Raw genomic sequence first — 26,160 nt, forward strand, 5'->3', positions numbered from 1 at the left:
GCAGCAAATATTCCTATTATTACTGAAAGAGTACTTTATGTAAAATGATAACAGTTTTAATAAAAAGTTTCATCTTTTAAAAAAACGACATTTACATATGGAAAAAAGGGATAAACCATTCAGGTTTACCCCTTGTGTCCTTGTTGGTTATCCCTTTTCTCATAGGCTGCAATAATTCTACCGACAAGCGGATGACGGACAACGTCGCTTTGTTCTAAAAAGATGAATGAAATACCATTAACATTTTGCAAAATTTCTTCTGCCATTATTAAACCAGATTTAGCACCCTTAGGTAAATCAACCTGCGTTTGATCTCCGGTAATCACCATTTTTGAGCCAAAGCCAAGCCTAGTCAAAAACATCTTCATCTGTGCATGTGTTGTATTTTGAGCCTCATCTAAGATAACAAATGCATCATCCAATGTACGCCCCCTCATATAAGCAAGCGGTGCGATTTCAATTGTGCCACGTTCAATTAACCTTTGGGTATGCTCAGCCCCTAGAACGTCATTGAGAGCATCGTACAAGGGTCTTAAATAAGGATCGACCTTTTCTTTTAAATCGCCAGGTAAAAAACCTAAACTTTCCCCAGCTTCTACAGCAGGCCTTGTTAAAATAATTTTATTTACCTGTCCACCTTTAAGGGCCGTTACAGCCATTACAACGGCAAGATAGGTTTTACCTGTCCCAGCAGGTCCAATGCCGAAAACTAAATCATTTTTCTTTATAGCCGTTACATATTGTTTTTGACCAAGTGTTTTAATACGAATAGCTTTCCCTTTGACATTTTTGGCGATTTCTTCATCATATAGATTCACGAAATAATCAAGCATTCCTTTTTGTGCCATTTGAATCGCATATAGCACATCTCTTTGTCCAATGTTAATTCCTTTCCGGATGACAAAGATTAATCGATCGATAATCTGTTCGGCCATGGTGACCTTTTCTTCATCACCTGACAGACTTACAGATTCTCCTCTAGTAATAATGGAAACACTAAGTTCTTGTTCAATGATCTTTAAGTTTTGGTCAGAATTCCCAAGCAGGTTTATGGCCTCTGCCGGATTTTCTAGTTGCACATTTATGGTAGTTAATTTTTCTGTCATTCAGGAGTCTCCTTGGATATTGGTCGTCCGACTGCAATATTTTCAATTACTTTGAAATGGATATCTAGTATAACTTTACCATTTTCAATTGCTTTGTGTAAAATTTTTTCATCTTTAATGATAGCATCTTCATCTAAGTTGTTTTTTATTTGTTTTTTTGCTAGCTCTATTGCTAATTCTTCTGCTTCTTTATTTGTATAAGTACGTTGATACTCTTCCCGCTCCCGAATTGTTTTATTAACGTAAGAAATCGGCAATTCCCACTTTAAAAAATGGATTTTATGAATGTACTCTTCCGTTTCAAATTTCTTAAAATCAGTTTTTCCAAACCCCCAAACGGGAATTTCCAGTTTACCTATTAACAATGATTGTTTTTGTTCTTCTTTGCCGTTATAAACCTTAAAATTGGTGACCAAGGGGAGCTCGACATGGCTTTTATACCAAGTTTCGCCCCAAACCTCACCCCTAGCTGCAGTCAATTCTGGGTTATCCTCTTGACCAAAAGCACCTGATACCAATAATTGACCAGGTTCAACATGGTCATTAATATCAACAACCTTTTGCCCTGTTTCAACAAACATTTTGACAATGATGGCCTTCTTTTTCGCGACTAGATTTTGTGGTGATAATTGCTCAGCCTTTTTAGGCTCATTCTTTTCTACCACTTGAAGATGGTAGGTTGTCCCCTTTAATTCCACCCCAACCCATGTTAAGGCATTAATGTTATTGGTTAACCGTCTTTGAATGCCCTCAACATTTTCTACAAAGAATTGTACTTTGCCAATTTTCACACCCATCTTGTCCAATTCTTTGCGAATTTGGTATTCTGTATCAGGCTTTGCCCCTTTTATTTCAATCCCCCAAATCATATTTGATAAAACTAAAATGGTACATAAAAAAGCGGCAGCTCCCAGCATAAAGCCACTATTTTTCAATAGTCTTTTTATTAAAAACGGTGCACCACTGCGTTGTAAAAAAGAAATAGAACATTCACTTTTTCTTGCATACTGCCTGATCTTCAAAGCGTCCTGAAGTCGCATTTTAAATGTAATCGTTTCTGTGCCATGCCGTTTAACATTCCAAATATGATGGCCGTTTCTTGTTAAAACATTTAAAAAACGCTCTATCCCCCTTCCTGATACTTTAACAGTAACCCTGCCAAATATAAATTCAATCCATTGGTTCTTCATTTTGCTCCTCCCGCATTATCATTTATGTAAATGACCTGATCAATTTTTCCTTCCAGTAAGATCTCCTCGGGTAATATGGTTTTGATGACAAATGATTTGCCTTTAATTAATAGTTGTCCCTGCTTTAACAATAAACGGAGTTCTTTATCAGTAAATGCCAACAGGCCTCGGTGATTTTCAACATAAATGTGGATTTGACCAATCATCGTAATGCGCGGCAAATCCATCATGACATCTTGAGGAAGATCCATTTTAACAGCCATCCAGTTTCGAACGCGCTGGCTCCATTTTTTTGCCATAAAAAAAGAACCCCCTTTCATCTCATATTTATGAAATGAAAGAGGGTTCTAGCACACTTTTCGGAATTGAATTATTGATTAAATTAGCGTCTTTTTGCCCTATAAGGATTTTTCGAGCGAGGTTCCCCTAGAATTTCCGACCAAATAATTCCATTCACTAATGTATTGGCATCTGGTTTTTCTAAGTTAACTGCTTCATTTTCTTCGAGCTTACTCTTGATTGACCTCTCATTAGTCTTTTCTGCTTGTTGACGTGAAGCGGCGATTCCCATTCGGCTGGATTCAGACTCTTGCCTAACTTGCTGATATTCTTGTTCAAGAGTTTTTAAGTTGTTTATGTGCGAATCTGCTTTTATATCTGATTTAATTGGTCTTGTTTTATTCATCTCATTATTAGTAAACTCTGTAAAGAGGTTTCGAATTTCCTTCATGCTTTTAGTTGAAAATGGTTTTTTTGCCGATGTGGTTCCTTTGCTCTTTCCTTTGCTAAAAATTGTTGAAAGGACGCCGGCAATAATCAAGAATAATATTGTTTCCAAAACACTTATACCCTCCTTTTTATTTCAAAGTGGGTTTTACTTTTCATCCTTCTTGTCACCGGTGATTTTACCAATTGATCCTCTCATCTCTGTATCAGCAGAAATGTTTTTAAAATTCATATAGTCCATTACACCAATATTACCTGATTTAAGTGCTTCAGCCATGGCAAGCGGAACCTCTGCTTCTGATTCCACAACTTTTGCCCTCATTTCCTGTACCTTCGCTTTCATTTCTTGTTCTAGAGCCACGGCCATTGCTCTTCGTTCCTCCGCTTTAGCCTGAGCAATCTTCTTATCAGCTTCTGCTTGCTCTGTTTGTAATTCTGCCCCTATGTTTTTACCAATGTCCACATCCGCTATATCAATCGACAGAATTTCAAAGGCTGTACCGGCATCGAGTCCCTTTGAAAGAACTGTTTGTGAGATCAGATCCGGATTTTCCAATACTTTACTATGACTGTCCGATGAACCAATCGTTGAGACGACCCCCTCACCTACACGAGCCACAACCGTTTCTTCTCCTGCACCACCGACGAGACGTTCTATATTGGCACGGACTGTAATTCTTGCTTTTGCTTTTACCTCAATACCGTTCATGGCAACACCTGCAATAAATGGTGTTTCAATAACCTTTGGATTTACACTCATTTGGACTGCTTCTAAAACATCCCGGCCTGCAAGGTCAATGGCAGCACAGCGTTCAAAGGATAATTCAATATTAGCGCGGTGTGCCGCAATTAGAGCATTAACCACCCTGTCAACATTTCCTCCTGCAAGGTAATGGCTCTCGAGCTGATTAGTCGTAACGTTTAAGCCTGCTTTATGTGCCTTAATAAGCGGATTAACAACTCTGCTTGGTGTTACCCTTCTAAGTCTCATACCCACTAATGTAAAAATACTTATGCGCACTCCTGCAGCAAGTGCAGAAATCCATAGCATGACTGGTACAAACGATAATAAAATACCAAAAAAGATTAGGGCAATTACCACAACTGCAATAATAAAAATAGTTCCACCAGATACTATATCCATTTACTCAAACCTCCTAGTGAATTTATTTAACCTCTCTAACGACAATACGAGCCCCTTCCACCTTAATGACCTTCACTTTAGCATATTGGCTGATAAAGCCTCCTTCACTTACAGCGTCAACTCGCTCATTATTCATAATGATAGTCCCAGCCGGACGAAGAATGGTAATGGCAATGCCTTCTTTTCCTAAAAGATCAGTCCGATTAATATTTGAAACATACCCATCTTCTTTTCTAGCTGAATCTGATAACACCATTTTATTGAAAAGAACAAGCTTTTTGCCAAATATCTTAATCATCATAAAGAAAACCGTAATTGAAAGGAAAAGCGCGATTAAGATTGAAACACTCATTTGGATGGCATTTTCTCCTGCTAAAAAGAGACTAAGAATCAGGGCAGCTATCCCAAGTGTTCCTGAAACAGCTCCAGGCAAAAAGAATTCCAAGAAAATCAACAGAAGTCCCGCCACAAACAAAAATAAGGTTCCATACCCTGCCAGCCCTGCTTGAAAATGTGCATAAAAGAAAACAATCAGCGCTAATATTCCAATAAACCCTGCCACACCAAACTTTGCCGAAAAAAGCTCAATAACAATTCCAACTCCCGCAATCGTTAAAAGAACGGTTACAACAATTGGGTCAGTAAGAAATTGAATCATGTAAAGGCCCCCCTTCCTATTCTATCTGACTATAGGTATTACGTCTAACAGACAAAAAGGTTTCATTTCTCATAATAAATGTAAAAAGACTATAGGTAATAAAACCTATAGTCTTTATGTCAGAATACTATGAAAGGTGTTGTTGTACAAATTTATTTACGAGCGAACCATCTGCTTTACCCTTTACTTTAGGCATAATAGCAGCCATCACTTTTCCCATATCTGCTTTTGATTTTGCGCCGACTTCCTCAATCGTTTCTTTCACGATATCTGAAAGCTCCTCTTCGGTAAGCTGTTTCGGTAAATATAGCTCTACAATCGAGAGTTCCGTACGCAATTTATCAACTAGGTCTTGACGACCAGCCTTATCAAATTCATGGAGGGAGTCTTTGCGTTGTTTTACTTCGCGAGAAAGGACTGTTAACTCTGCATCATCGGAAAGCTCTTTTGTACCGAGCTTAATAGCTTCATTTTGCAACGAAGCTTTCACCATCCGAATAACCGAAAGTTTGTCTTTTTCCTTACTTTTCATCGCTTGTTTCATATCATTGTTCAAACGCTCGAGAAGACTCATGTAATACACCCTCTCTTAAAACTTACGTTTTCTAGCTGCTTCAGACTTTTTCTTACGTTTTACACTTGGTTTTTCATAAAATTCGCGCTTTCTTGCCTCTTGCAAAGTACCAGTTTTTGATACTGTACGTTTGAAGCGACGAAGAGCATCTTCAAGCGATTCGTTTTTACGAACGACGGTTTTAGACATTCTCTTTCCCTCCCTCCGAAACACAACACACTAACATTCAATCCATGTACCATGCAATTATAATATAACCTTGAAACAAGGTCAACTGTATTTCTTCATGATTAACGAAACGAGCCATTATTTATTCATTTAATGCTTGTTTAAATAAATAGCATGTCCGTGCTCCCTTGACCATACAATGAATGAGGGGGGACAATTCAATGCTCTACATATTATTATTTATACTTTGCATATTATTATTTGTTTTTGGAATGACGATCATTAGATTTGGACTATTTAATTTATCTGCTAATAAATTGAAGACATGGCTAATTAAATTAACAAGTACACCCTTAAAAGGAATGGTCACGGGGACGTTTATCACAGCTCTGTTGCAGAGCAGTTCTGCGGTTATGGTGATTACAATAGGGTTAATTTCAGCCAGAATCATGACTTTCCCGCAGTCCATCGGAATAATACTTGGGACCAATATTGGCACAACCTTTAAAACCGAATTAATTACGTTTGATTTGGATGCCATTCTCGTTCCCCTCGCTGTTGCTGGTGCGTTGCTTATCTTATTTAAAAATAAAAAAGCAAGAAGTATTGGCATGCTGCTATTCGGGATTGCCTCTGTGTTTACTGCGATGAAAGGGTTCGAATTGCTGGCTCAGCCATTAACCACAATGCCTTTCATTAACAAATTCATTTTATCTATTAATGATAATATTGTCTTAAGTCTCTTAACTGGAACCATCATTACATCGATTATTCAATCAAGTACAGCAATGACTGGGATTGCTATGGGGTTTTTAACAGCTGGTCTGCTTCAGCTTGATGCCGGTATTGCCATCGTCCTTGGTGCGAACATCGGCACCTGCATTACTGCTGTTATCGCTTCGGTCGGTGGAGGAAAAGAATCCAGACTAGCTGCCTTTGCCCATATATGGCTTAATGTATTTGGGGTATTGATTTTCATTCCTTTGATTCCGTTCCTTACGGAAAATGCCAGATTCCTTGCTAGTAAAACAGATGTTCAGTTAGCGCATATAAGTGTTATTTTTAATGTAGCAACCTCCTTACTTATTTTACCTTTTGCAACAAAGTTCGGGGAAATGATTTTATTTTTACATGATCGAAAGCCAAAAAAACCGATAACATAAAAAGGACCCTTTTTGGGTCCTTTCTCCTTATATAGCAGCTTCTTCTTTTGAAAATACTTCTTGTTTAATTGACGCTGAATCCTCAATTACACGTACAAATTCCCCTTCATTATATGGGTAACCTGCTTTAGTAATTTTAACTTTGACAATTTTACCAATCATTTCTTCCGTAGCTGGGAAAACTACTTTCAAATAGTTATCTGAATAACCCATATACAGCCCTGACTCTGGTTGTTCTTTGTATTCTTCTTCAGGAATGACTTCTAAAACATCCCCTTCAAAAAGTGAAGCATATTCCTTCGCAAGCTGATCTGAAAGAGAAATCAAGCGGTGAACACGTTCATTCTTCACTTCTTCGTCTACTTGATCTTCCATACGTGCGGCAGGTGTGCCAGTACGTTTTGAATACGGGAAGACATGGAGTTCAGAGAATTTATACTTTTTAATAAAATTATAAGTCTCCATAAACTCTTCTTCTGTTTCCCCAGGAAACCCGACAATTACATCTGAAGTAACGGCTAGACCTGGCAAGACTTCCTTCAAACGCTCTAATCTTTCCCCAAAGAATTCCATTGTATATTTCCGACGCATTCTTTTTAACACAGTATTTGAACCAGATTGAATCGGGATATGCAAATGACGGACTACAATATTGGATTGGTTTATAACCCCAATAACTTCATCTGTTATTTGACTAGCTTCAATCGAGGAAATACGCAAGCGTTCTAGACCTTTTACCCCTGCTTCCAAATCTCGAAGCAATGCGGCAAGATTATATTCCTTAAGGTCTTCTCCATATCCGCCAGTATGAATACCAGTTAGTACGATTTCCTTATAACCTGCATCCACGAGTTGCTGGGCTTGGTGAATGACCTCTTTGGGATCACGAGATCTCATTAATCCACGAGCCCATGGAATGATACAGAAGGTACAGAAATTATTACATCCTTCTTGAATTTTCAAGGATGCCCGTGTTCTGTCTGTAAAGGATGGTACGTCAAGCTCTTCGTAAACACGGTTTTTCATAATATTCCCGACGCCATTTATTGGTTGACGTTCAGCTTTAAATTGTTCAATGTAATCAAGCATTTTCACCCGATCCTGCGTGCCCACAACAATATCAACACCAGGAATAGCCATAATTTCTGCTGGTGATGTTTGCGCATAGCAGCCGGTTACACATATAACCGCATCAGGATTTTTCCTGACCGCACGCCGGATTACTTGGCGGCTTTTCTTATCACCTGTATTTGTAACGGTACAAGTATTAATAATATAAACATCGGAAATTGATTCAAAATCAACCCGTTCGTAACCTTCTTGTTTAAACAACTGCCAGATGGCCTCTGTTTCATAATGGTTCACTTTACATCCTAGTGTATGAAACGCAACTGTTGCCATTGGAATCTCACCTCAATAGTTCAAAATGGTAGGAAATGGCCGCAAGCGAATACAATGGAGCCGTTTCCGTTCTTAAAATTCTTGGTCCTAATCCACATAAATCAAAACCATGTTCCTTTAAAAGCTGTACTTCCTCTTCTGCTAACCCGCCTTCAGGTCCAAAAACCAATAATAGTGATTCACCACTTTTTATTTTTTGAAGGGTTGAGGAAAAAATAGACGTTTCACCATTTCTACTTTCATCCTCAAAGGCAGCTAATTTATAATCGTAAACCTTACTTTCTGCCAGCATTGCTTTAAAGCTTAGGGGATTGATAATCCTAGGCAAATAGGCACGATGGGATTGTTCCGCAGCTTCTTTGGCAATTTTTTGCCATCGGTCTAATTTTTTTGCACTTTTCTTTTCGTCCCATTTCACAACCGAACGGGCGGCAGTAAACGGAAGAAACTGATGTGCCCCAAGTTCCGTACCTTTTTGGATAATCCACTCCAGCTTGTCCCCCTTAGGAAGACCACTAGCAATCGTAATGAAGATGGGCAGCTCAGTAACCTCATCTTTCCATTGTACAACGTGCACAACGACACTTGAATCGGTAATTTCTGCAAGCCGGCAAACAGCCTGACTGCCGTCCGGGTCAACGCAAATGATTTGATCGCCTATTTGCATCCGCATAACCTTCACAATATGATGGCGATCTTCTTCATTAATAATGAACTGATTATCATTTGCTTTTTTGTTCACAAAGTAACGTTGCACACGACTGCACCCTCTCAAAAATATTTTACTCTTTATTTTACTAAAGATAGGTCATGAAAGAAAGTTAAAAAAAGAGAAAAGCGAGGCGCCGCTGGCTGGACATTTCTCAAAGTAAATATCTATATTTTTTTCTTGCATAAAATAAAAAGGGGTTTTTTATCCCCCTTTTAAAAAACACTATTTCTTTTTAGCAATTAGGGCAACCCAATCTTCCATTTGAATAGTTTCGGAAATTTCAAAGCCCACTCCGATAAGGGCTTCTTTTACCTGATCTTTCTTTGGCTGAATTATCCCGGATGCAATGAAGGTTCCACCAGGTTTAACAACACGGGAAACGTCGTCGGTAAATCTTAAAATGACTTCAGCTAAAATATTGGCAACAACCACATCAGCCGATTGTTCTTCGACACCATCTAAAAGATTGTTTTGGGAAACAGATATTGAGTTATTAACCTTATTTAGCTTAATATTAAGTCTTGCTGATTTAACAGCCACTTCATCAAGATCATAGGCTCTAACATCTTCTGCACCCAGCATTGCAGCAGCAATACTGAGTACGCCAGACCCCGTTCCCACATCAATCACACGATCACCAGGCTTAACCGTCCGTTCTAGGGCTTGGATACACATAACGGTTGTTGGATGTGTCCCCGTGCCAAACGCCATCCCCGGGTCTAATTCAATGATTAATTCATCACTGTTAACCGGTTCATAAATCTCCCAGGTAGGAACAATGGTGAACCTCTCTGAAATTTTAACAGGATGATAATATTTTTTCCATGCTGTGGCCCATTCTTCTTCGTTCACTTCACTAATGGTTACATGGTTTAACCCTAAATCAATATCATAAATGATAAGGTTATTAATTGATTCTTTAATAGCATCAACCGTTTCTCCTAAAAAACTGTTAACTGGCAAATATGCTTTTACGATGACACCTTCGTCTGGATAATCGTCTGGATTAAGTTGGTAGATTTCTCCGAATTGATCTTCCCTAATCTTTGTCAATTCAAATGGATCTTCAATGACTACACCGCTCGCCCCAGCTTCATGCAATATGTTAGAAATAGGTTCGATCGCTTCGTTTGTTGTGTGGATACTAATTTCTGACCACTTCATACTACCAACTCCATCCTTACTCGCTTTTAAATGCTCGTTTTACTTTTGAGAAGAAGCCTTCTTCATGTTCACCAATGGGTGATTTTCCACTAAGTTCTGCAAATTCTTTCAGCAGCTGCTTTTGTTTTTCTGTTAGCTTCGTTGGTGTAATGAGTCGAACAATAATGTATTGATCCCCTACACCATATCCACGTACATTTGGTATTCCTTTCCCTTTCAAACGGAACTTCTTACCTGTCTGAGTACCGGCAGGAATCTTCAACTTAACTTTTCCGTTTAATGAAGGGACCTCAATTTCATCACCAAGTGAGGCTTGGACGAACGTAATTGGCATTTCACAATAAATATCATCGCCATCTCGTTCAAAGAATTCATGCGGGCGAACATGGAATACTACATAAAGATCCCCTGCAGGACCACCGTTTGTACCTGCTTCGCCTTGTCCAGCCATACGCAGCTGTTGACCGTCATCAATACCGGCTGGAATCTTAACATGAATTTTTTTACGTTTTTGGACTTTTCCTCTACCACCGCAGGTTGAACATTTTTGTTTAATTTCTTTACCTGTTCCATTACAGTGATTACATGTACGACGGTTTACAATTCTGCCAAACGGCGTATTTTGTTCAACATTTAACTGTCCTGTACCATGACAGTGCTGACATGTCTCTGGTTTAGTACCTGGTTTTGCACCAGAGCCATTACATGTTGTACATGTTTCTTCACGAGGGATTTCAATATCTGTTTCTTTGCCAAAGGCTGCTTCTTCAAACGATACCGTCATGGTATACTGCAGGTCGGCTCCTTGCCTTGGTGCGTTAGGGTCGCGCCGTCTTGCTCCACCGCCACCGCCAAAGAACGTATTAAAGATATCCTCAAATCCGCCAAAACCACCACCGAAATCTCCACCGCCAAAACCTTGGTTAGGGTCTGTATGCCCGAATTGATCATACTGAGCCCTCTTTTGGTCGTCACTTAACACTTCATATGCTTCAGCTATTTCCTTAAATTTATCTGCGGCATCTGGTTCTTTATTAATATCTGGATGATATTGTTTAGATAACTTACGATACGCTTTTTTAATTTCATCCTTTGAGGCACTCTTACTGACACCCAGTACCTCATAGTAATCCCGTTTACTCATGATTACCCACTCCCGAATCTGTCACATAAAGATTATTGTACCACCCATTATAGGACTCTTGCAATAAAGAAGAATCATTGTTTGGCTCACTTCTTAGGAAATAATATGCATTAGGGCTAAGCTGTTTGTTTAAGTTCTTTCTTTTTCGCGAAAAAAGCCAAAGCCCGTAGCTCTGACTTTGACTTTTTCCGTAAGATAATGAGTGTATCGCTAAGCTTAACCGATGGTATTATTTGTCGTCTTTTACTTCTTCAAATTCTGCATCAACTACATCATCTTTAGGAGCAGCACCTTCTTGACCGCCCTGTTGAGCTTGCTGAGCTTGAGCTGCTTGTTCATAAAGCTTCACAGTTAAAGCCTGAACAATTTCTTGAAGCGCATCTTTCTTAGTACGGATTTCATTTAAATCGTTACTTTCAATTGCTTGTTTTAATGCATCTTTAGCTTCATTTGCTTTTGCAACCTCTGCATCATCGACCTTGCCTTCAAGGTCTTTTAATGTTTTTTCAGTTGTAAAGACAAGTTGGTCTGCTTCATTACGAAGCTCCACTTCTTCCTTACGTTGTTTATCTGCTTCAGCATTTTCTTCAGCTTCTCTAACCATTTTTTGAATTTCTTCATCAGAAAGGCCAGTAGATGACTTAATCGTAATTTGCTGTTCTTTATTTGTTCCAAGATCCTTTGCACGTACATTTACAATACCGTTTTTATCGATATCAAAAGTAACTTCAATTTGCGGAATTCCACGTGGTGCTGGTGGAATGTCTGTTAATTGGAAACGGCCCAACGTTTTGTTATTGGCAGCCATTGGACGTTCACCTTGAAGAACATGGATATCAACAGCTGTTTGGTTATCAGCCGCAGTTGAAAATACTTGTGATTTAGAGGTTGGGATCGTTGTATTTCGATCAATTAACTTCGTAAATACCCCACCCATAGTCTCAATACCAAGGGACAATGGTGTAACGTCAAGTAGGACGACATCCTTTACATCTCCTGTGATAACGCCGCCCTGAATGGCAGCTCCCATGGCTACTACCTCATCTGGATTAACCCCACGGTGTGGTTCTTGACCAGTTGCTTTTTTAATAGCTTCTTGTACGGCTGGGATTCTTGTTGAACCACCGACAAGAATAACTTTATCAATTTGAGATGGTGTTAATCCTGCATCGCTTAATGATTGACGAACAGGACCCATCGTCCGTTCTACAAGGTGAGCAGTGATTTCATCGAATTTTGCTCTAGTTAGTGATACTTCAAGGTGAAGCGGTCCAGCTGCTCCTGCAGTGATGAATGGCAAGGAAATCTGCGTGGAAGCTACTCCTGATAAATCTTTTTTCGCTTTTTCTGCAGCATCTTTTAAGCGTTGTAATGCCATTTTATCTTGAGAAAGGTCAATGCCATTTTCTTTTTTAAATTGCTCTACTAAATAATCAATAATAACTTGGTCGAAATCATCCCCACCAAGGCGATTATCACCAGCAGTTGCTTTTACTTCAAACACCCCGTCACCTAGTTCAAGGATAGAAACGTCAAAAGTACCACCACCAAGGTCATAAACAAGAATCGTTTGATCTTGGTCTGTCTTATCTAAGCCATATGCCAAAGCAGCAGCTGTTGGCTCATTAATGATCCGTTCTACTTCAAGACCAGCAATTTTTCCTGCATCCTTAGTAGCTTGACGCTCTGCATCATTAAAATATGCCGGTACAGTGATAACTGCCTTTGTAACTGGCTCACCAAGATAATCTTCAGCATATGATTTTAGGTATTGAAGGATAATAGCGGAAAGCTCTTGAGGAGTATAATCCTTTCCTTCAATATTTTCTTTATGGTTCGTACCCATATGACGTTTAATCGAGATAATTGTATTAGGGTTAGTAATTGCTTGACGCTTTGCCACTTCCCCAACTTGGCGTTCTCCATTTTTAAATGCAATAACAGATGGAGTTGTACGATTTCCTTCTGGATTTGGAATTACTTTTGGTTCTCCGCCTTCAAGTACGGACACACAAGAGTTTGTTGTTCCAAGGTCAATACCAATTATTTTACTCATTGCCTTTTCCTCCTAATTATATGTAGAATTATTGATTTACTTTCACCATTGAAGGGCGAATTACTCTGTCCTTTAATATATACCCTTTTTGAAATTCATCGGTAACAATGTTTGAACCATAATTCTCATCTTCACCCTGCATGACTGCCTGATGGCGATGCGGATCAAACTCCTGACCAATTGCTTCAATTGGTTCAACACCTTCTTTTTTCAAGGCATCTACCAACCCACGGTACACCATATCCATACCTTGCAGCAAGGCTTTGGTCTGTTCGTTATAAGTTTCAACTTTCATAGCTCGTTCAAAATTGTCTAATGCCGGCAATAAATCCGTTATTAATTTTTGAGCTCTATATTTTTCACTCGCCTCTAGATCTAATCTAGTGCGACGGCGGAAATTATCAAAATCAGCTTGAAGTCGTAGATAGCGATTATCTGCTTCCTCTAATTTCTCCTTCAGCTGTTGAATTTCTTGAAGTTGTTGTTCCTCAACAGGGTTGACGTCAGCCTGTTCAGCTGTTTCAGCCTCAACCGCATTTTCTTCGGTAAGTTCAACTTGATCTGTGCTTTCGATATCCACTGCTTCATTTATTGTGTTTTTTTCATTTGTCAACTTACTCACCTCCCTTAAAGGATTTGTTTATTTTAAACATTCAATTTGCAAGGAAAAGGGGGTGAAGCATTTTAAGACATTTCACCCTTACTCAATATTACCCGCCTTACTTATTTTGATACAGCTTTGTTAAAACCATAGTAAGATCCCTGCTTAAAAATTGGAGCAAGCTTATCACCCGTGAATATTCCATTCTAGTAGGTCCTAAAATAGCGATAGTCCCTAAATTCTCAACACCGACAGAATAGGTAGCCGTAATTAAGCTGCAATTATCCATGGCACTATTTTTGTTTTCGCTGCCAATCTTGACATGAATTCCGGCAGAATCATTTCGGATTAAATTGTAAATCCATTCTTCATGATCAATCATGGTTAAAAGACTGCGAATTTTTGTAATATCATGGAATTCTGGCTGACTTAACATATTTGTTTTTCCAGCGAAAAATAATTTCTCTGTAATCGGCATTTTTAAGGAGTCTGCAATCGTGTGCAGCATAAAATCGTAATTATGAATATGCTGACGTAAAAGCATGGCTACTTCCTTGTAAATCTTATCGTTCAAATCTTCGAGAGGAACCCCTGATAAACGGTCATTTAATATATTTACCGTTTTTTCAATGTCACCGGCATCGACAGCTGGTGGTAATGAAAAAGTTCGATTTTCCACATGACCGGTATCTGTCACGAAAATAGCAACAGCCGTTTCCTTGTTTAACGGAATGATTTGAATTTTTTTTAGCTTATTAATACTTACAGCTGGCCCAAGTACAATGGATGTGTAATTGGTCAGTTCTGATAATATTTTTGCAGATCTTTGAATGATTTTTTCAAACTCAAAAATTTTCTCAGCAAAAATTGATTGAATGATCGAGACATCTCGCTGATTTAAAACCTGCGGGGACAGTAAATGATCGACATAATACCGATACCCTTTTTCAGAAGGCACACGCCCCGATGAGGTATGTGTCTTTTCAATATACCCCAACTCTTCAAGGTCAGCCATTTCATTCCGAATAGTGGCTGAACTAAAGGAAATCTCCTCTTTTTTCGACAAACTTCTTGAGCCGACTGGTTGGGCAGATCGAATAAAGTCATCAACAATAACCTGAAGAATCAACAATTGACGATCTGTTAGCAACTTTCATCACCTCTGTTAGCACTCCTGGTTACCGAGTGCTAATTATACTAATAAATTATCAAAAAAAGGGGGATGGTGTCAATCAAAAAGAACTAAACAACGCCTAAGAAGGCTTGGAAAACTTCATTCCCTAATAAACGCCCCTTTTTAGTTAAATATATATTATCATTCTTCACTTCTATCCATTGTTTTACGATTAAATCGTTTATCTCTTGAGCAAACAATTTTAACGGATCGAGTCCAAATTTCTCGTTAAAATGAGAAATAGACACTCCTTTGTTTTTGCGAAGGCCGAGGAACATTTCTTCCTCCATCTGTTCAGCTTTCGTCACCATGTGGTCCTCAAGGATTGGCAGCTTCCGTTCGTTTATTTGATCCATGTATTTTTTTAAGGGTCCAATATTGGATCGCCTTATTCCGTTAAGGTAGCTGTGTGCCCCCGCTCCAAATCCATAATAGTATTCATTATTCCAATAGATTAAGTTATGCTTACTCTCATAGCCAGGTTTAGAGAAATTACTAATTTCGTATTGTGTGTACCCGTGTTTTTCCATTTCTTCCATTAAAATTTCATACATATTGGCCTCGATGTCCTCACCTGGGGTTGGAAGCTTGCCTTTTTTTAATAAATTATAAAAGACCGTTTTAGGCTCAATAATTAATGAGTAGGCCGAGAAATGGGGCAATTCAAGTGAAAACGCCTCTGTAAGTGTTTCTTTAAAATCTTGGACTGTTTGGGTAGGCAGACTGAAAATCAGATCAATACTGATATTATCAAAACCCACCCTTCTAGCATTTTCTATTGTTTGATAAACATCCTTTGCTTTATGAACACGACCGATTTTTTTTAGTAGGTCTTCGTTAAAGGTTTGCACCCCTAGACTTAGGCGGTTTACCCCAGCATCTTTTAATATTTGTAATTTTTCCTTCGATAAATCACCCGGATTGGCCTCAAAAGTAAATTCCAGCTGCTCATTTCTCGGTAAGTTATGACGAATACTTTCACAAAAAGTATAGAGCTGTTGTTCATTTAATGAGGTAGGGGTACCACCTCCCACAAATATTGTATTTAGCTCCTTAGTTGGAAATTCACTTAGTGTCATTTTCATTTCTTTGTCTAACGCAACTAAATAATCGTCCACTGGCTGACCCTTTAGAAATACTTTATTAAAATCACAATAATGGCAGATATGCTCACAAAATGGGATATGAAGATAGGCTGCTTTTATCATTTTCTCCCTCCATTCTTTAACAAAAAGAGGCTAGAAAAGCCTGTTGCCAGGCAATCCCTAACCTCCAATTGTTTTTATTTTTTTGAATTATTATCGTCCATTTTTAGAACTGCCATAAATGCTTCTTGCGGCACTTCAACAGAACCAACTTGTTTCATCCGCTTCTTACCTTCTTTTTGTTTCTCCAACAACTTACGTTTACGGGAAATATCTCCGCCGTAACATTTGGCCAAAACGTTTTTGCGCATTGCTTTTATCGTAGAACGAGCAACTATTTTTTGTCCAATCGCCGCCTGAATAGGTACCTCAAACTGCTGTCTTGGAATAAGTTCCTTCAACTTCTCCACAATGATTTTTCCACGTTCATAGGCAAAATCATTATGAACGATAAAGCTTAAGGCATCCACTTTTTCAGCATTTAGCAATATATCCATTTTTACCAGCTTGGATGGTTTGTAACCAATTAACTCGTAATCGAAGCTCGCATAGCCCCTCGTACTTGATTTCAATTGATCAAAGAAATCATACACGATTTCTGCTAGTGGCATTTCATAAATAATGCTCACTCTATTTTCTGCCAGGTACTCCATTGTAACAAAAATACCACGTTTTTGCTGGCAAAGCTCCATAATGGTACCCACATAATCGTTTGGTGCCATCATTGTTGCTTTTACATATGGTTCTTCCACACGTTCTATTTTTTGCGGCTCTGGTAAATCCGATGGGTTATCTACCTTTACTTCTGAACCATCAGTCATATGAACATGGTAGATAACACTTGGTGCAGTTGTAATTAAATCGATTTTGAATTCACGCTCAATCCGCTCTTGAATGATTTCCATATGAAGAAGACCTAAGAATCCACAGCGGAATCCAAATCCAAGTGCTTGGGATGTTTCTGGTTCAAATTGAAGGGAAGAATCATTTAACTGAAGCTTTTCAAGTGCTTCTCGTAAGTCATTAAATTTCGCTGTATCGATTGGATATACCCCACAATAGACCATAGGATTGAGCTTCCGGTAACCAGGAAGTGCTTCAGTTGTCCCATTTTTTGCATTTGTAATGGTATCACCGACACGGGTGTCGCCGACATGTTTAATAGATGCTGATAAAAAGCCAACATCCCCAACTGTAAGCTCATCCATCATCGTAGCTTTTGGTGTAAAGACTCCAATTTCATTTACTTCAAATTCTTTCCCAGTTGCCATCATTCTTACTTTGTCGCCAACTTTAACAGTTCCTTCAACAACACGAATGTAAGCTACAACTCCACGATAGGCATCATAGATGGAATCGAAAATTAGGGCTTTTAAAGGCGCTTCAGGGTCACCAGTAGGTGCCGGTACTTTTTCAACGACTTGTTCAAGAATCTCTTCAATCCCTATGCCAGCTTTGGCTGATGCTAACACAGCTTCTGAAGCATCCAAACCAATGACTTCCTCAATTTCATTCCGAACGCGTTCGGGATCCGCACTTGGCAAGTCAATTTTATTAATGACAGGTAAAATTTCAAGGTCGTTATCGAGGGCAAGGTAAACATTCGCTAGTGTCTGTGCTTCAATTCCTTGCGCCGCATCCACGACCAAGACAGCCCCTTCACAAGCAGCGAGGCTTCTTGATACCTCATACGTAAAATCAACATGTCCTGGTGTATCAATTAAATGGAAAATATATTCTTCCCCATCTTTTGCTTTGTATTTTAATTGGACGGCATTTAACTTAATAGTAATTCCGCGTTCTCTTTCAAGGTCCATCGAATCTAAAAGCTGGTCCTTCATTTCACGCGATGTCAAAGCATTGGTTTTTTCTAATATACGGTCTGCCAATGTCGATTTTCCATGGTCGATATGGGCAATAATCGAGAAATTTCTTATTTTTGATTGTCGTTTCAGTCGTTCTTCTCTGTTCATGGTCTTTCACTCCTACTATACTCGCACATGTACACTATTTTTGATTATATCAGCACCACTTTCAAGATTCAATCAAAAGTAAATTGGATAATTTCTACCATAAAAATAACGGCACCTTAAGAGTGCCGTTTTCCACATTAGTCTGCAAGAAGATGAATGATTCTTTCTGAAACACCTGTAATCCCTTCCGACAATTTCTTTCCCATTGACGAGAAGAAATTATAGGCATTTATTTCCTCGAGCCGTTTCCTTTTTGCCTCAATGTCGTGACTAGAAATTTCATTTCCTAGAAACGAAGCTCTTACTTCTTTGTCGGTTCCATCTAAACTGACAGCAGTTTGAAAGTTTGGATCGTCATAACCCTTCATTTTATGAATCCCATTAAAAGCCAGCTGCATTCCGGCTAGTGCCGTTATTAACAACAAAGCAGCTAAACAAAGACTTTTCAGCATAAACATTTTCATAAAAATGCCCCTTACTACTATTGTTTATCCGCAGGCTGCCCTTCATCCTGGTTTACCTTTTCTGCCTGCCAATAATATTCACTAAACACATCTGCAAGTGCATCAGCTGAATTATTTAGTTCTTCAAACGTATTATCAACCCCGCCAAATTCAATTAAAATGGCTTTATCCGATAGATTTTGATTGTACACACCATTATGACCTGCTCCATTCTGGATTTTTACCCCCCAGCTTAAACCTTTATATTTACTCTGTAAAAGATTATGGAGATCGGTAGCTAACCCTGCATTCTTTTCATAATTCGGATTATTCCCGCCAATGATAAATGAAAGTTTCGCATAAGGTTTTCCATTAATGGTGACAGTTGTTTGATCCTTCCGTTTTGCATCTCTATGAATATCAATAAGGTAGGCCAAATCACGGTTCGAGGTCATAGCCGCTTGGACGACACTGCCAGATTCCTTGTAAGCACTTGGCATTTTTAAACCTTTTTTCGTTAAATTCCCCATTACATCAGTTTTATCAATAACTGTTCCAATACCCCTATCTTCCAAGCTTGTTTTTAGTTGATCACCAATTTTAGTTACATTGATTTGGGAATGGTAAGCAAGATTCGGGTTGGTTACACCTTTCAAATATGGTAAATAGGATTCCCGATTATGAGAGAAATAAACATAGACAACCTTGCGATCACCCGTTGTTTGGCCCGGTGACGGAGAGTGATTTTCTTCAGAGGGTTTATCTAAGCCCTCTAAATTCTGGAGTGCAGCTTCGCGCTCAGCCTTCATAATTTCGATCGGCGGTGATGACTCAATTGGCATATTTGTGTAATTCGTCCCTTCACCCGCAACAAGAATCTTTCCATCAAATTGAAAGAAGCCAGGCAGTTCCCGCCCAAGAAGACTTCTAGGATCATCCAAGTTAATATTACTAGATAGTTTAAACACTATATTAGTAAGCTTAGGAGCCGCATCCGAATCCTTCTTCACCTTGAGAAAATGGTGATTTTCCCACCCCATTAATTGATAAAGCAATTCGCCATTCACATTGGTTGCTGCCTGATTGACGGATGATGACATTAGTCGGTATTGTGGTTTTAATGAGGTTAACAGCCCACTTATTGAAAAAATTAAGATAATAAAAAGTGATAGAGCCGCAACAATTTTTAATAAGCTTGTACCTTGAATGCTTAAAAATGTATCAGATGTTCTAGCATTTTTCATAGTTCCACCCCGCATCAACGATTCTAGTAAATCTTATGACATTACTAGAATTGGTAGAACTAAAAGATAAAAGCGAAACGCCTTTTCAGCGCTTCGCCCCTGCCATTACTTATTTTGTATAATAACCAGCATTCTCTTGGTCAATAGCGTTATGAAGCGAAGAATTCAACCCATTAGCAATGAGATTGGCCATGTCCTCGATGAAGACATCTACTTCTTTTGGTGTGACCATCAAATTATGTCCAATCGGAGATAGTACTTCATAAATTAATTTTCTCTTTTCATCCTCAGGCAGTGTGCCAATAATACCGAGAAATGTCTTTCGTTGCTGTTCTTCAGGAAGGTCCTCGTCCGTTAACTTCCGTTTTTCCCCAAAAGTCATACCAGCTGGTGCCAGCGCTCGTGAAGGACGATCACCTTCCCTAAGCTCTTTTCCAAAATGTTTTAAAATAAAATCAATGGTATCACTCGTGATCGACACTGCGTCGACGACTGTTGGTACCCCAATGGCAATAACAGGTATACCTAGTGTTTCCTTACTCAACTCTTTCCTTTTATTACCAACTCCTGAACCAGGATGGATACCTGTATCCGAAATTTGGATAGTAGAATTGACTCTTTCAATTGACCTGGATGCTAAAGCATCTATCGCTATGACAAAATCTGGTTTAGATTGTTCGACAACACCAAAAATAATATCACTAGTCTCAATGCCGGTCAGTCCCATGACGCCTGGCGCCAGAGCACTCACTGAACGATAGCCTTCCTGGACATTTTCCGGCTGAAGTTCAAACAAATGCCTGGTCACCAAGAGGTTTTCACACACCATTGGTCCCAATGCATCCGGTGTAACATTCCAGTTGCCTAATCCAACCACAAGACATGAGTCTGTTTTTTTAATTCCCGTACCGGCTAGAAAATAAGCAAACTCCTGAGCAAAAATCTCTTCCACTTTTTGTTGGACCTCTGTGTTTTGTTCTCTAATCCCTTGTACTTCAATCGTTAAATATCGTCCCGCCTTTTTGCCTAGCTGCTCCTCACCTTGTTTTGTTACTTCAACTAAAGATACTTTTATATCATCAACATCTTTTTCTTTTATAATGACCCCTTCAATTTGCGAAAGGTTCTCCTCTTGACCGACAGACTTTCCTGCAAGTACCATTTCTCTCGCTTCAATTGCTAAATCTGTTCGAACCGAGTATTTACTTAAATCAATAGACTGATCCATACCTAATCACCCCTTGGATAAAATAGCTCAAAGATAGAAACTATTCCCTATTTTTCCCGGGTAACCGTAAAACATACACGTAATTTCTTACCGTGAAAGAATTGTGTATTGCAAAATAGCTTATCGTTTGATAAAATACTTCTTGTTCTGAATTATTATTGATGAATGTAAAGTCGAGTTCATATAGTCTCGATTCTTTGTAGGAGGTGAAAGAATGCCTAACATTAAATCTGCTATTAAGCGTGTAAAAACAACTGAAGCTAAAAATGCTCAAAATACAACTGCTAAATCTGCAATGCGTACGGCTGTTAAGAAAGTAGAAGCTGCTGTTACTATTAACGACGCTGCTGCTGCAAAAGAAGCATTAGTTGCTGCTGCTAGTAAATTAGACAAGGCTGCTGCAAAAGGTCTTATCCATAAAAATGCTGCTGCTCGTAAAAAATCACGTCTAATGAAAAAATCAAACGCTCTATAAGAGTAAAAAAAACGATTCCCGTTTAAGGAATCGTTTTTTATTTGTTTAAGCGAAACAATAACATCTCGATTAATAATGATTTATTCATTCCGCCTGTTTTCATTTGATAATCTGCCTCAGCAAGGAGTTCAATTAAGTGTGATAATTCTTCATCAGTAAAATTATTAGACTGACCTAATGCTAGTTTTATTCGAAATGGATGTACCTTTAAATATCCAGCAATTTGCTGCTGACCATATCCTCTTCTGGAAAGTTCCTTTACTTGGTAAATGAGTCGAAATTGTCCTGAAAGTAATGCTAAAATTTTAATAGGTTCTTCATTTTGCTTTAACAAGTCATAATAAATACGAAGAGCCTCAGCTAATTTCCGCTGCACCACTTTTTCGATTAAAACAAAAATATTTTGCTCCAATGACCGGGCCACCAATTTCTCCACTAAGTCACGATCAATTCGTTTTTGCTCAGCCGCGTACAAGCTCAATTTATCGACTTCACTTGTAAGCATAAACATATTAGTTCCTACTAGGGCAAGCAATTGGTCAATTGCATTTGTTTCAAATTCAATGCCATTGCTGGTTGCCCTTTCCTTTATCCAATTCTTTAATTCATGCTCATTTAATTTTTTGGCCTCAACGATTTCTGCATTTCTTTTTAATTCTTTTGTTATTTTCTTTCGCTCGTCCAGCTTCTCATACGGTGCGGAAATAACCAAAACGGTAAATGGAGCTGGTTCCTTAAGATAGGCTTCGAACTTCACTAAATTATGATCTATTTTATCTTTTGTTTTTTCGGCTGTTAAAAAAGTAGGATTATGTAAAAAAACAACTTTTTTCTCCCCTAAAAAAGGAAATGTCTCAGCGTCTTCAAGGGCTACATCGATTGGTGTCTCCTCTAAATCATATGCAGCAAAATTAAAATCTTTCTCTTCTTCGTCTAGAATACGGTCCAGAAGTAATTGTTTTGTTTCATTAATTAAAAATGCTTCTGTTCCATATAATAAATAAATAGGAGCAAATTGCTTTTTTTTGATTTTCTTCCAAATATCTAATACCATCTTGTCCTGCGCTCCCCTTCATTTTCACTCACATCTTATCGTAATGAAGCTTGGACGATTTGACAAGTACTTAAAGGGAATTAGCATCACTAATTTAAGTAGCACTAATTCCCGATCTATAATGAACGCCAGCAATAATCAGCCCTAGGATCTTATATTGCCTGGCGGAGTTCCTTTGTAAGTATAGTGTAGCCCTTCACTAGTACAACTATTTTGACAACTCTTGTCAGTACAGGAAACGGAAATAGCCTTTCTGCCAGAATGGTTCACGCCCTTTCAGCTTTTTCCATTTGGTTCACCAGAAATTCTCCTTTTAGACCCACAACTGTCCGGAAAGGTATGCTGGATTTTTTCAATTAAATAGCTTATACTATACTTGAAAATAGGAGGGGTATATTGTGAATCATTTTGAAAAAGAAGTGCGAGACAACCGTAATGATGCGATTGATTCTGGAGTAGGATTTATGGTTTCCTTTGGATTTTTTGCAACAATGTTTATTATTGCTACTGTAATTAAGTTAATTGGTTCCTAAGGAATGGCTACATATGGGTAACAAAGAGGCTGCAGCTACTGGTGCAGTCTTTTTAGCAGATAGGACAGTATTAACTTTTCTATTTTCCGTAATTTGCAACTACGCCTCATGAACCGCCTAACAACTCGCCCATCGGCGAGTTTTCTTTATGTGGTAAGTACTTTATCTTATGGTAAATAGGTCGAAAAGGTTCCTTTATCATGATAAAAACGATAGGTAATCGCCCCTTGCAAATCAGTTCGGTAAATAATAGTATGGGTTTCTTTTAAGCGATTAAGCACTTCATAATGGGGATGGCCAAAGCGATTATTTTCACCCACAGATATCAAGGCGACTTTTGGTTGAACTTGGTTAATGAATAAATTTGAGCTCGACGTTTTACTGCCATGATGTCCGGCCTTTAGTACATCAATCGTTAAATAAGGATATTTTTTTAAGATGTTCTCTTCCCCTTCTTGATCAAGATCCCCTCCAAAAAACCAGCTAACGCCGCCTATTTTTGCATATAAGGCAATTGATCCACTGTTTCGTTCACCCGAAAAGTTACTTTCTGGAGATAAGATTAAGAAATCATTGCCCTTGATCTCCCATTGGTCCCCGGTTGATACTTTTATGACAGGAATTTTTCTCTTCATTGCCTCCTTGAGTATATGCAATTCGGTATCAGATGGTTCAGCGACCGAAGGCATCAGAATTTGTTTCACGTCTAAACTCGATAAAATAGCAATGGTTCCGCCAATGTGGTCCATATCTCCATGAGTAAGAATTAATTTATCTATTTGAGTAATTCCTTTTCCCTTTAGATAGGGAACCACTACGTCCCTTCCCACTTCGTATGGTTTCATCCGCTGCCGCCACTTTTCCTCTCCAAAGCCGACTGTTCCTCCCGTATCGATAAGGTAGGTTCCCTCTCGATGGGGAAGATGAATGAGAATACTATCACCTTGACCAACATCAATCATAGTCACCTCACCATAGGGATCCAGCCAATTCCAACCTGTTTGAAAACTAAACAATATGAGCACCGATAGCAGCAAATGGACTTTCTCCTTCTTAGCCTTGATACTCTCCCATTGGTAAAAAATAATAATGATGAGAACGATGTAAAGGAGGAGCAGGCCAATTGCCGGCCTTCCAGGCGTAAATTTGCCAAACGAAAGATTAGCCAGAAAATTAATCAATGAATTGGAAAGTTCAATAATTTTTAATAGAAGGAATATAAAGAGTTGGGGAGTTTTACGAAAAATGATTTCGATAAGAAAAATGAAATACAAACCTGGAAGATAGACAAAGGAAAAAAGTGGGATATAAATCATATTGGCTGCAATGCCTAACAAGGAAATTTCAAAATAATGATAAAGCAATAAGGGGATTGCAGCTAACTGAGCCGTCAGCGATGTCAACAACATGGCAGCCCCATTTCCCTTTCCCTGCAAAATGTTGGGAGAAGATAAGATAATAGCAAAACTGACTGTAAAGGAGAGCTGAAATCCCACATCAAAGATAACCAATGGAGAAACTGAGCAAAAAAACATCATCGCCAAACTAATCGCATCAAGTGTTGATAGTTTAAGCTGATTCTTCCACTTCTCAGTTATCAGGACAAGGAATATCATTAAAGCGGATCGTATGACAGATGGTGAACTTCCCGTAAGGATCACGTAAACAGGGAGCAACATGAGCAGGAAATTCGTCATAAACTGCCTGGTTAAACCGGCTCGAATTCCCAGATAAAAAATCATTCCAATAAATAAGGAAACATGCAGGCCGGAAATAGCTAACAAATGAACGATTCCTGTTTTTTGATAATCGGCTAATACAGTTGGATCAATCATACTTCTATCCCCAAAAATCAACGCAGCGGAAAGTGCGGCTACTTCACGTGGAAAGTGTTGGTCTAGATACTTAATACCAAAGAATCGTAGTTGTTTAATAAAGACGAGTGGAGAAGATTTTGTAGGGGTACAATATTGGAGTGGACTTTCTTGAATTTCAATTAACCAATAAATTTGTTTATTGGCCAGATAACGGTGGTAATTAAAGCCATTTGGATTTTTAGCTATGGATGGCTGCTTCATCACACCTGTAATTGCACATACATAATTATAAAAGCTTCTCCCTTGTAATTCTTTTTTCTCTTCCTCAGTCTTTATTTTATAACGGATCAGAAGTTTTTCCTTAGATTGTGTTTCAATGGCCTGTACTTGAAACAAATCACCATCGATTTTCGGATCTTGAGTATATTCAACTTTAAAATGAGTTTGAGTCGCCGGAATAACAGAGTGATGGCCTAATTCAGTTTGGGATCCAATGAGAAAGTAGGTAACAACCATCACCACTATGATGAAAAGCTTTTTATGGTTAAATTCTTTAAATTTCATTAAAAATAAAAAATAAAAAAGGGATAATATAAAAAACGGGGGAAAAGTTACTAAAGCACAAAGAACACCCAGTAAGGCAGCAAATGCAAAGTAAATATATTTTCCATTCATATTTTCTTCTCCATTTATAAAAAAATCATTTTCAGAGGATTTTATTCGATTGAGGGAGACGCCGGTTGAGGCCCGGCGCCGTAAAAAATATTAATATTAATCCATCTGTTTGAAATCAATAAAGGTTGAAGTTAACTCCACTTTTTCTACCTTTACCTTTGCCTGTTCAAAAAGTTCAATGGCGTATGGATGATTCTTATAATCCTCAGCATAATAGACTGATTTAATTCCTGCTTGGATTAAGGCCTTACAGCATTGAAGACACGGAAAATGTGTAACATAAATCTCAGCCTCAGAGGTCGGAACTCCAAACTTGGCACATTGTAAGAGAGCATTCATTTCGGCATGGATGGTCCTTACACAGTGATGATCAATCACGTAACATCCCTTATCAATACAATGGTCACCACCGGCAATGGAACCATTGTATCCGCCAGCAATCATTCGTTTGTCTCTAACAATTGTTGCCCCTACTGTTAACCGAGTACAAGTACTTCTTAGTGCAAGCAAATGGCTTTGTGCCATAAAATATTGATCCCAAGATATCCTCTCCACTTCACCACTCCCTAACAAACTTTTCTTTTTAGTTTAC

At 38.5% G+C, this 26,160-nt stretch carries 25 protein-coding genes and 1 pseudogene; 3 read left to right on the plus strand and 23 right to left on the minus strand.

Annotation, left to right across the window (positions count from 1 at the left end; genetic code table 11):
- Positions 1-125 precede the first annotated feature (125 nt).
- The 8 genes from AC4E8C_RS16995 to rpsU all read right to left on the minus strand — a co-directional run bounded on the left by AC4E8C_RS16995 (position 126) and on the right by rpsU (position 5,587).
- Positions 126-1,106: a PhoH family protein gene (locus AC4E8C_RS16995; RefSeq protein ID WP_490207831.1), complete on the minus strand. Its 981-nt coding sequence runs from the start codon at positions 1,104-1,106 to the stop codon at positions 126-128.
- Positions 1,103-2,296, minus strand: coding sequence for a sporulation protein YqfD (gene yqfD, locus AC4E8C_RS17000; RefSeq protein ID WP_490207832.1), 1,194 nt, complete (start codon positions 2,294-2,296; stop codon positions 1,103-1,105). Before yqfD ends, AC4E8C_RS16995 begins: the two co-directional genes overlap by 4 nt.
- Complete coding sequence (gene yqfC, locus AC4E8C_RS17005) at positions 2,293-2,595, minus strand: sporulation protein YqfC (RefSeq protein ID WP_490207833.1); 303 nt, start codon at positions 2,593-2,595, stop codon at positions 2,293-2,295. The genes yqfD and yqfC overlap by 4 nt, the downstream gene beginning before the upstream one ends.
- A gap of 83 nt (positions 2,596-2,678) precedes the next feature.
- On the minus strand, positions 2,679-3,134 hold the full coding sequence (locus AC4E8C_RS17010) for a YqfB family membrane protein (protein WP_490207834.1): 456 nt from the start codon (positions 3,132-3,134) through the stop codon (positions 2,679-2,681).
- A 36-nt stretch (positions 3,135-3,170) separates the two neighbouring features.
- Positions 3,171-4,166, minus strand: a complete 996-nt coding sequence (gene floA, locus AC4E8C_RS17015) for a flotillin-like protein FloA (protein ID WP_490207835.1) — start codon at positions 4,164-4,166, stop codon at positions 3,171-3,173.
- A 22-nt stretch (positions 4,167-4,188) separates the two neighbouring features.
- A complete protein-coding gene (locus AC4E8C_RS17020; RefSeq protein ID WP_490207836.1) occupies positions 4,189-4,824 on the minus strand; it encodes an NfeD family protein in 636 nt (211 codons plus the stop codon).
- 127 nt (positions 4,825-4,951) lie between these two features.
- Positions 4,952-5,398 (minus strand): GatB/YqeY domain-containing protein, encoded by a 447-nt coding sequence (locus tag AC4E8C_RS17025; RefSeq protein ID WP_490207837.1) that lies wholly within the window; start codon positions 5,396-5,398, stop codon positions 4,952-4,954.
- Between the two features lie 15 nt (positions 5,399-5,413).
- Entirely contained in the window at positions 5,414-5,587 is a 174-nt protein-coding gene (rpsU, locus tag AC4E8C_RS17030; protein WP_007087607.1) for a 30S ribosomal protein S21, read from the minus strand.
- A gap of 200 nt (positions 5,588-5,787) precedes the next feature.
- Between rpsU and AC4E8C_RS17035 the strand changes: the two genes are divergently transcribed.
- Positions 5,788-6,729, plus strand: coding sequence for a Na/Pi symporter (locus AC4E8C_RS17035; protein ID WP_490207838.1), 942 nt, complete (start codon positions 5,788-5,790; stop codon positions 6,727-6,729).
- Between the two features lie 27 nt (positions 6,730-6,756).
- Here the strand turns inward: AC4E8C_RS17035 and mtaB are convergent, their stop codons facing one another.
- The 12 genes from mtaB to gpr form a co-directional block, all read right to left on the minus strand.
- On the minus strand, positions 6,757-8,130 hold the full coding sequence (mtaB, locus tag AC4E8C_RS17040; RefSeq protein ID WP_490207839.1) for a tRNA (N(6)-L-threonylcarbamoyladenosine(37)-C(2))-methylthiotransferase MtaB: 1,374 nt from the start codon (positions 8,128-8,130) through the stop codon (positions 6,757-6,759).
- Between the two features lie 7 nt (positions 8,131-8,137).
- The gene (locus AC4E8C_RS17045; RefSeq protein ID WP_490207840.1) at positions 8,138-8,887 is read right to left on the minus strand and encodes a 16S rRNA (uracil(1498)-N(3))-methyltransferase; all 750 of its coding nucleotides are present in this window, start codon (positions 8,885-8,887) and stop codon (positions 8,138-8,140) included.
- Between the two features lie 177 nt (positions 8,888-9,064).
- A complete protein-coding gene (gene prmA / locus AC4E8C_RS17050) occupies positions 9,065-10,006 on the minus strand; it encodes a 50S ribosomal protein L11 methyltransferase (protein ID WP_490207841.1) in 942 nt (313 codons plus the stop codon).
- Positions 10,007-10,022: 16 nt separating this feature from the next.
- On the minus strand, positions 10,023-11,150 hold the full coding sequence (gene dnaJ, locus AC4E8C_RS17055) for a molecular chaperone DnaJ (protein ID WP_490207842.1): 1,128 nt from the start codon (positions 11,148-11,150) through the stop codon (positions 10,023-10,025).
- Between the two features lie 229 nt (positions 11,151-11,379).
- Complete coding sequence (dnaK, locus tag AC4E8C_RS17060; RefSeq protein WP_490207843.1) at positions 11,380-13,206, minus strand: molecular chaperone DnaK; 1,827 nt, start codon at positions 13,204-13,206, stop codon at positions 11,380-11,382.
- Between the two features lie 28 nt (positions 13,207-13,234).
- Positions 13,235-13,819, minus strand: coding sequence for a nucleotide exchange factor GrpE (gene grpE, locus AC4E8C_RS17065; RefSeq protein ID WP_490207844.1), 585 nt, complete (start codon positions 13,817-13,819; stop codon positions 13,235-13,237).
- A gap of 106 nt (positions 13,820-13,925) precedes the next feature.
- Positions 13,926-14,957, minus strand: coding sequence for a heat-inducible transcriptional repressor HrcA (hrcA, locus tag AC4E8C_RS17070; RefSeq protein WP_490207845.1), 1,032 nt, complete (start codon positions 14,955-14,957; stop codon positions 13,926-13,928).
- Between the two features lie 92 nt (positions 14,958-15,049).
- Entirely contained in the window at positions 15,050-16,189 is a 1,140-nt protein-coding gene (gene hemW / locus AC4E8C_RS17075; protein WP_490207846.1) for a radical SAM family heme chaperone HemW, read from the minus strand.
- A 74-nt stretch (positions 16,190-16,263) separates the two neighbouring features.
- On the minus strand, positions 16,264-18,099 hold the full coding sequence (gene lepA / locus AC4E8C_RS17080; RefSeq protein WP_490207847.1) for a translation elongation factor 4: 1,836 nt from the start codon (positions 18,097-18,099) through the stop codon (positions 16,264-16,266).
- 137 nt (positions 18,100-18,236) lie between these two features.
- A complete protein-coding gene (locus AC4E8C_RS17085; protein WP_490207848.1) occupies positions 18,237-18,563 on the minus strand; it encodes a DUF3679 domain-containing protein in 327 nt (108 codons plus the stop codon).
- Between the two features lie 17 nt (positions 18,564-18,580).
- The gene (gene spoIIP, locus AC4E8C_RS17090; protein WP_490207849.1) at positions 18,581-19,786 is read right to left on the minus strand and encodes a stage II sporulation protein P; all 1,206 of its coding nucleotides are present in this window, start codon (positions 19,784-19,786) and stop codon (positions 18,581-18,583) included.
- A gap of 109 nt (positions 19,787-19,895) precedes the next feature.
- Positions 19,896-21,014, minus strand: a complete 1,119-nt coding sequence (gene gpr, locus AC4E8C_RS17095) for a GPR endopeptidase (protein WP_490207850.1) — start codon at positions 21,012-21,014, stop codon at positions 19,896-19,898.
- Between the two features lie 214 nt (positions 21,015-21,228).
- On the opposite strand from gpr, the gene rpsT reads away from it, so the two are divergent.
- Complete coding sequence (gene rpsT, locus AC4E8C_RS17100; protein WP_490207851.1) at positions 21,229-21,489, plus strand: 30S ribosomal protein S20; 261 nt, start codon at positions 21,229-21,231, stop codon at positions 21,487-21,489.
- 37 nt (positions 21,490-21,526) lie between these two features.
- Here the strand turns inward: rpsT and holA are convergent, their stop codons facing one another.
- Entirely contained in the window at positions 21,527-22,543 is a 1,017-nt protein-coding gene (holA, locus tag AC4E8C_RS17105; protein ID WP_490207852.1) for a DNA polymerase III subunit delta, read from the minus strand.
- Positions 22,544-22,941: 398 nt separating this feature from the next.
- Between holA and AC4E8C_RS17110 the strand changes: the two genes are divergently transcribed.
- A complete protein-coding gene (locus tag AC4E8C_RS17110) occupies positions 22,942-23,076 on the plus strand; it encodes a YqzM family protein (RefSeq protein WP_490207853.1) in 135 nt (44 codons plus the stop codon).
- Between the two features lie 167 nt (positions 23,077-23,243).
- On the opposite strand, the gene AC4E8C_RS17115 is transcribed toward AC4E8C_RS17110, so the two are convergent.
- Both AC4E8C_RS17115 and AC4E8C_RS17120 read right to left on the minus strand, forming a co-directional pair.
- Positions 23,244-25,568: a DNA internalization-related competence protein ComEC/Rec2 gene (locus tag AC4E8C_RS17115; protein ID WP_490207854.1), complete on the minus strand. Its 2,325-nt coding sequence runs from the start codon at positions 25,566-25,568 to the stop codon at positions 23,244-23,246.
- A gap of 99 nt (positions 25,569-25,667) precedes the next feature.
- Positions 25,668-26,123, minus strand: a pseudogene (locus AC4E8C_RS17120) (ComE operon protein 2); the annotation flags it as partial.
- Positions 26,124-26,160: the final 37 nt, after the last annotated feature.

It is taken from the genome of Neobacillus sp. SRL179, from assembly GCF_984799095.1.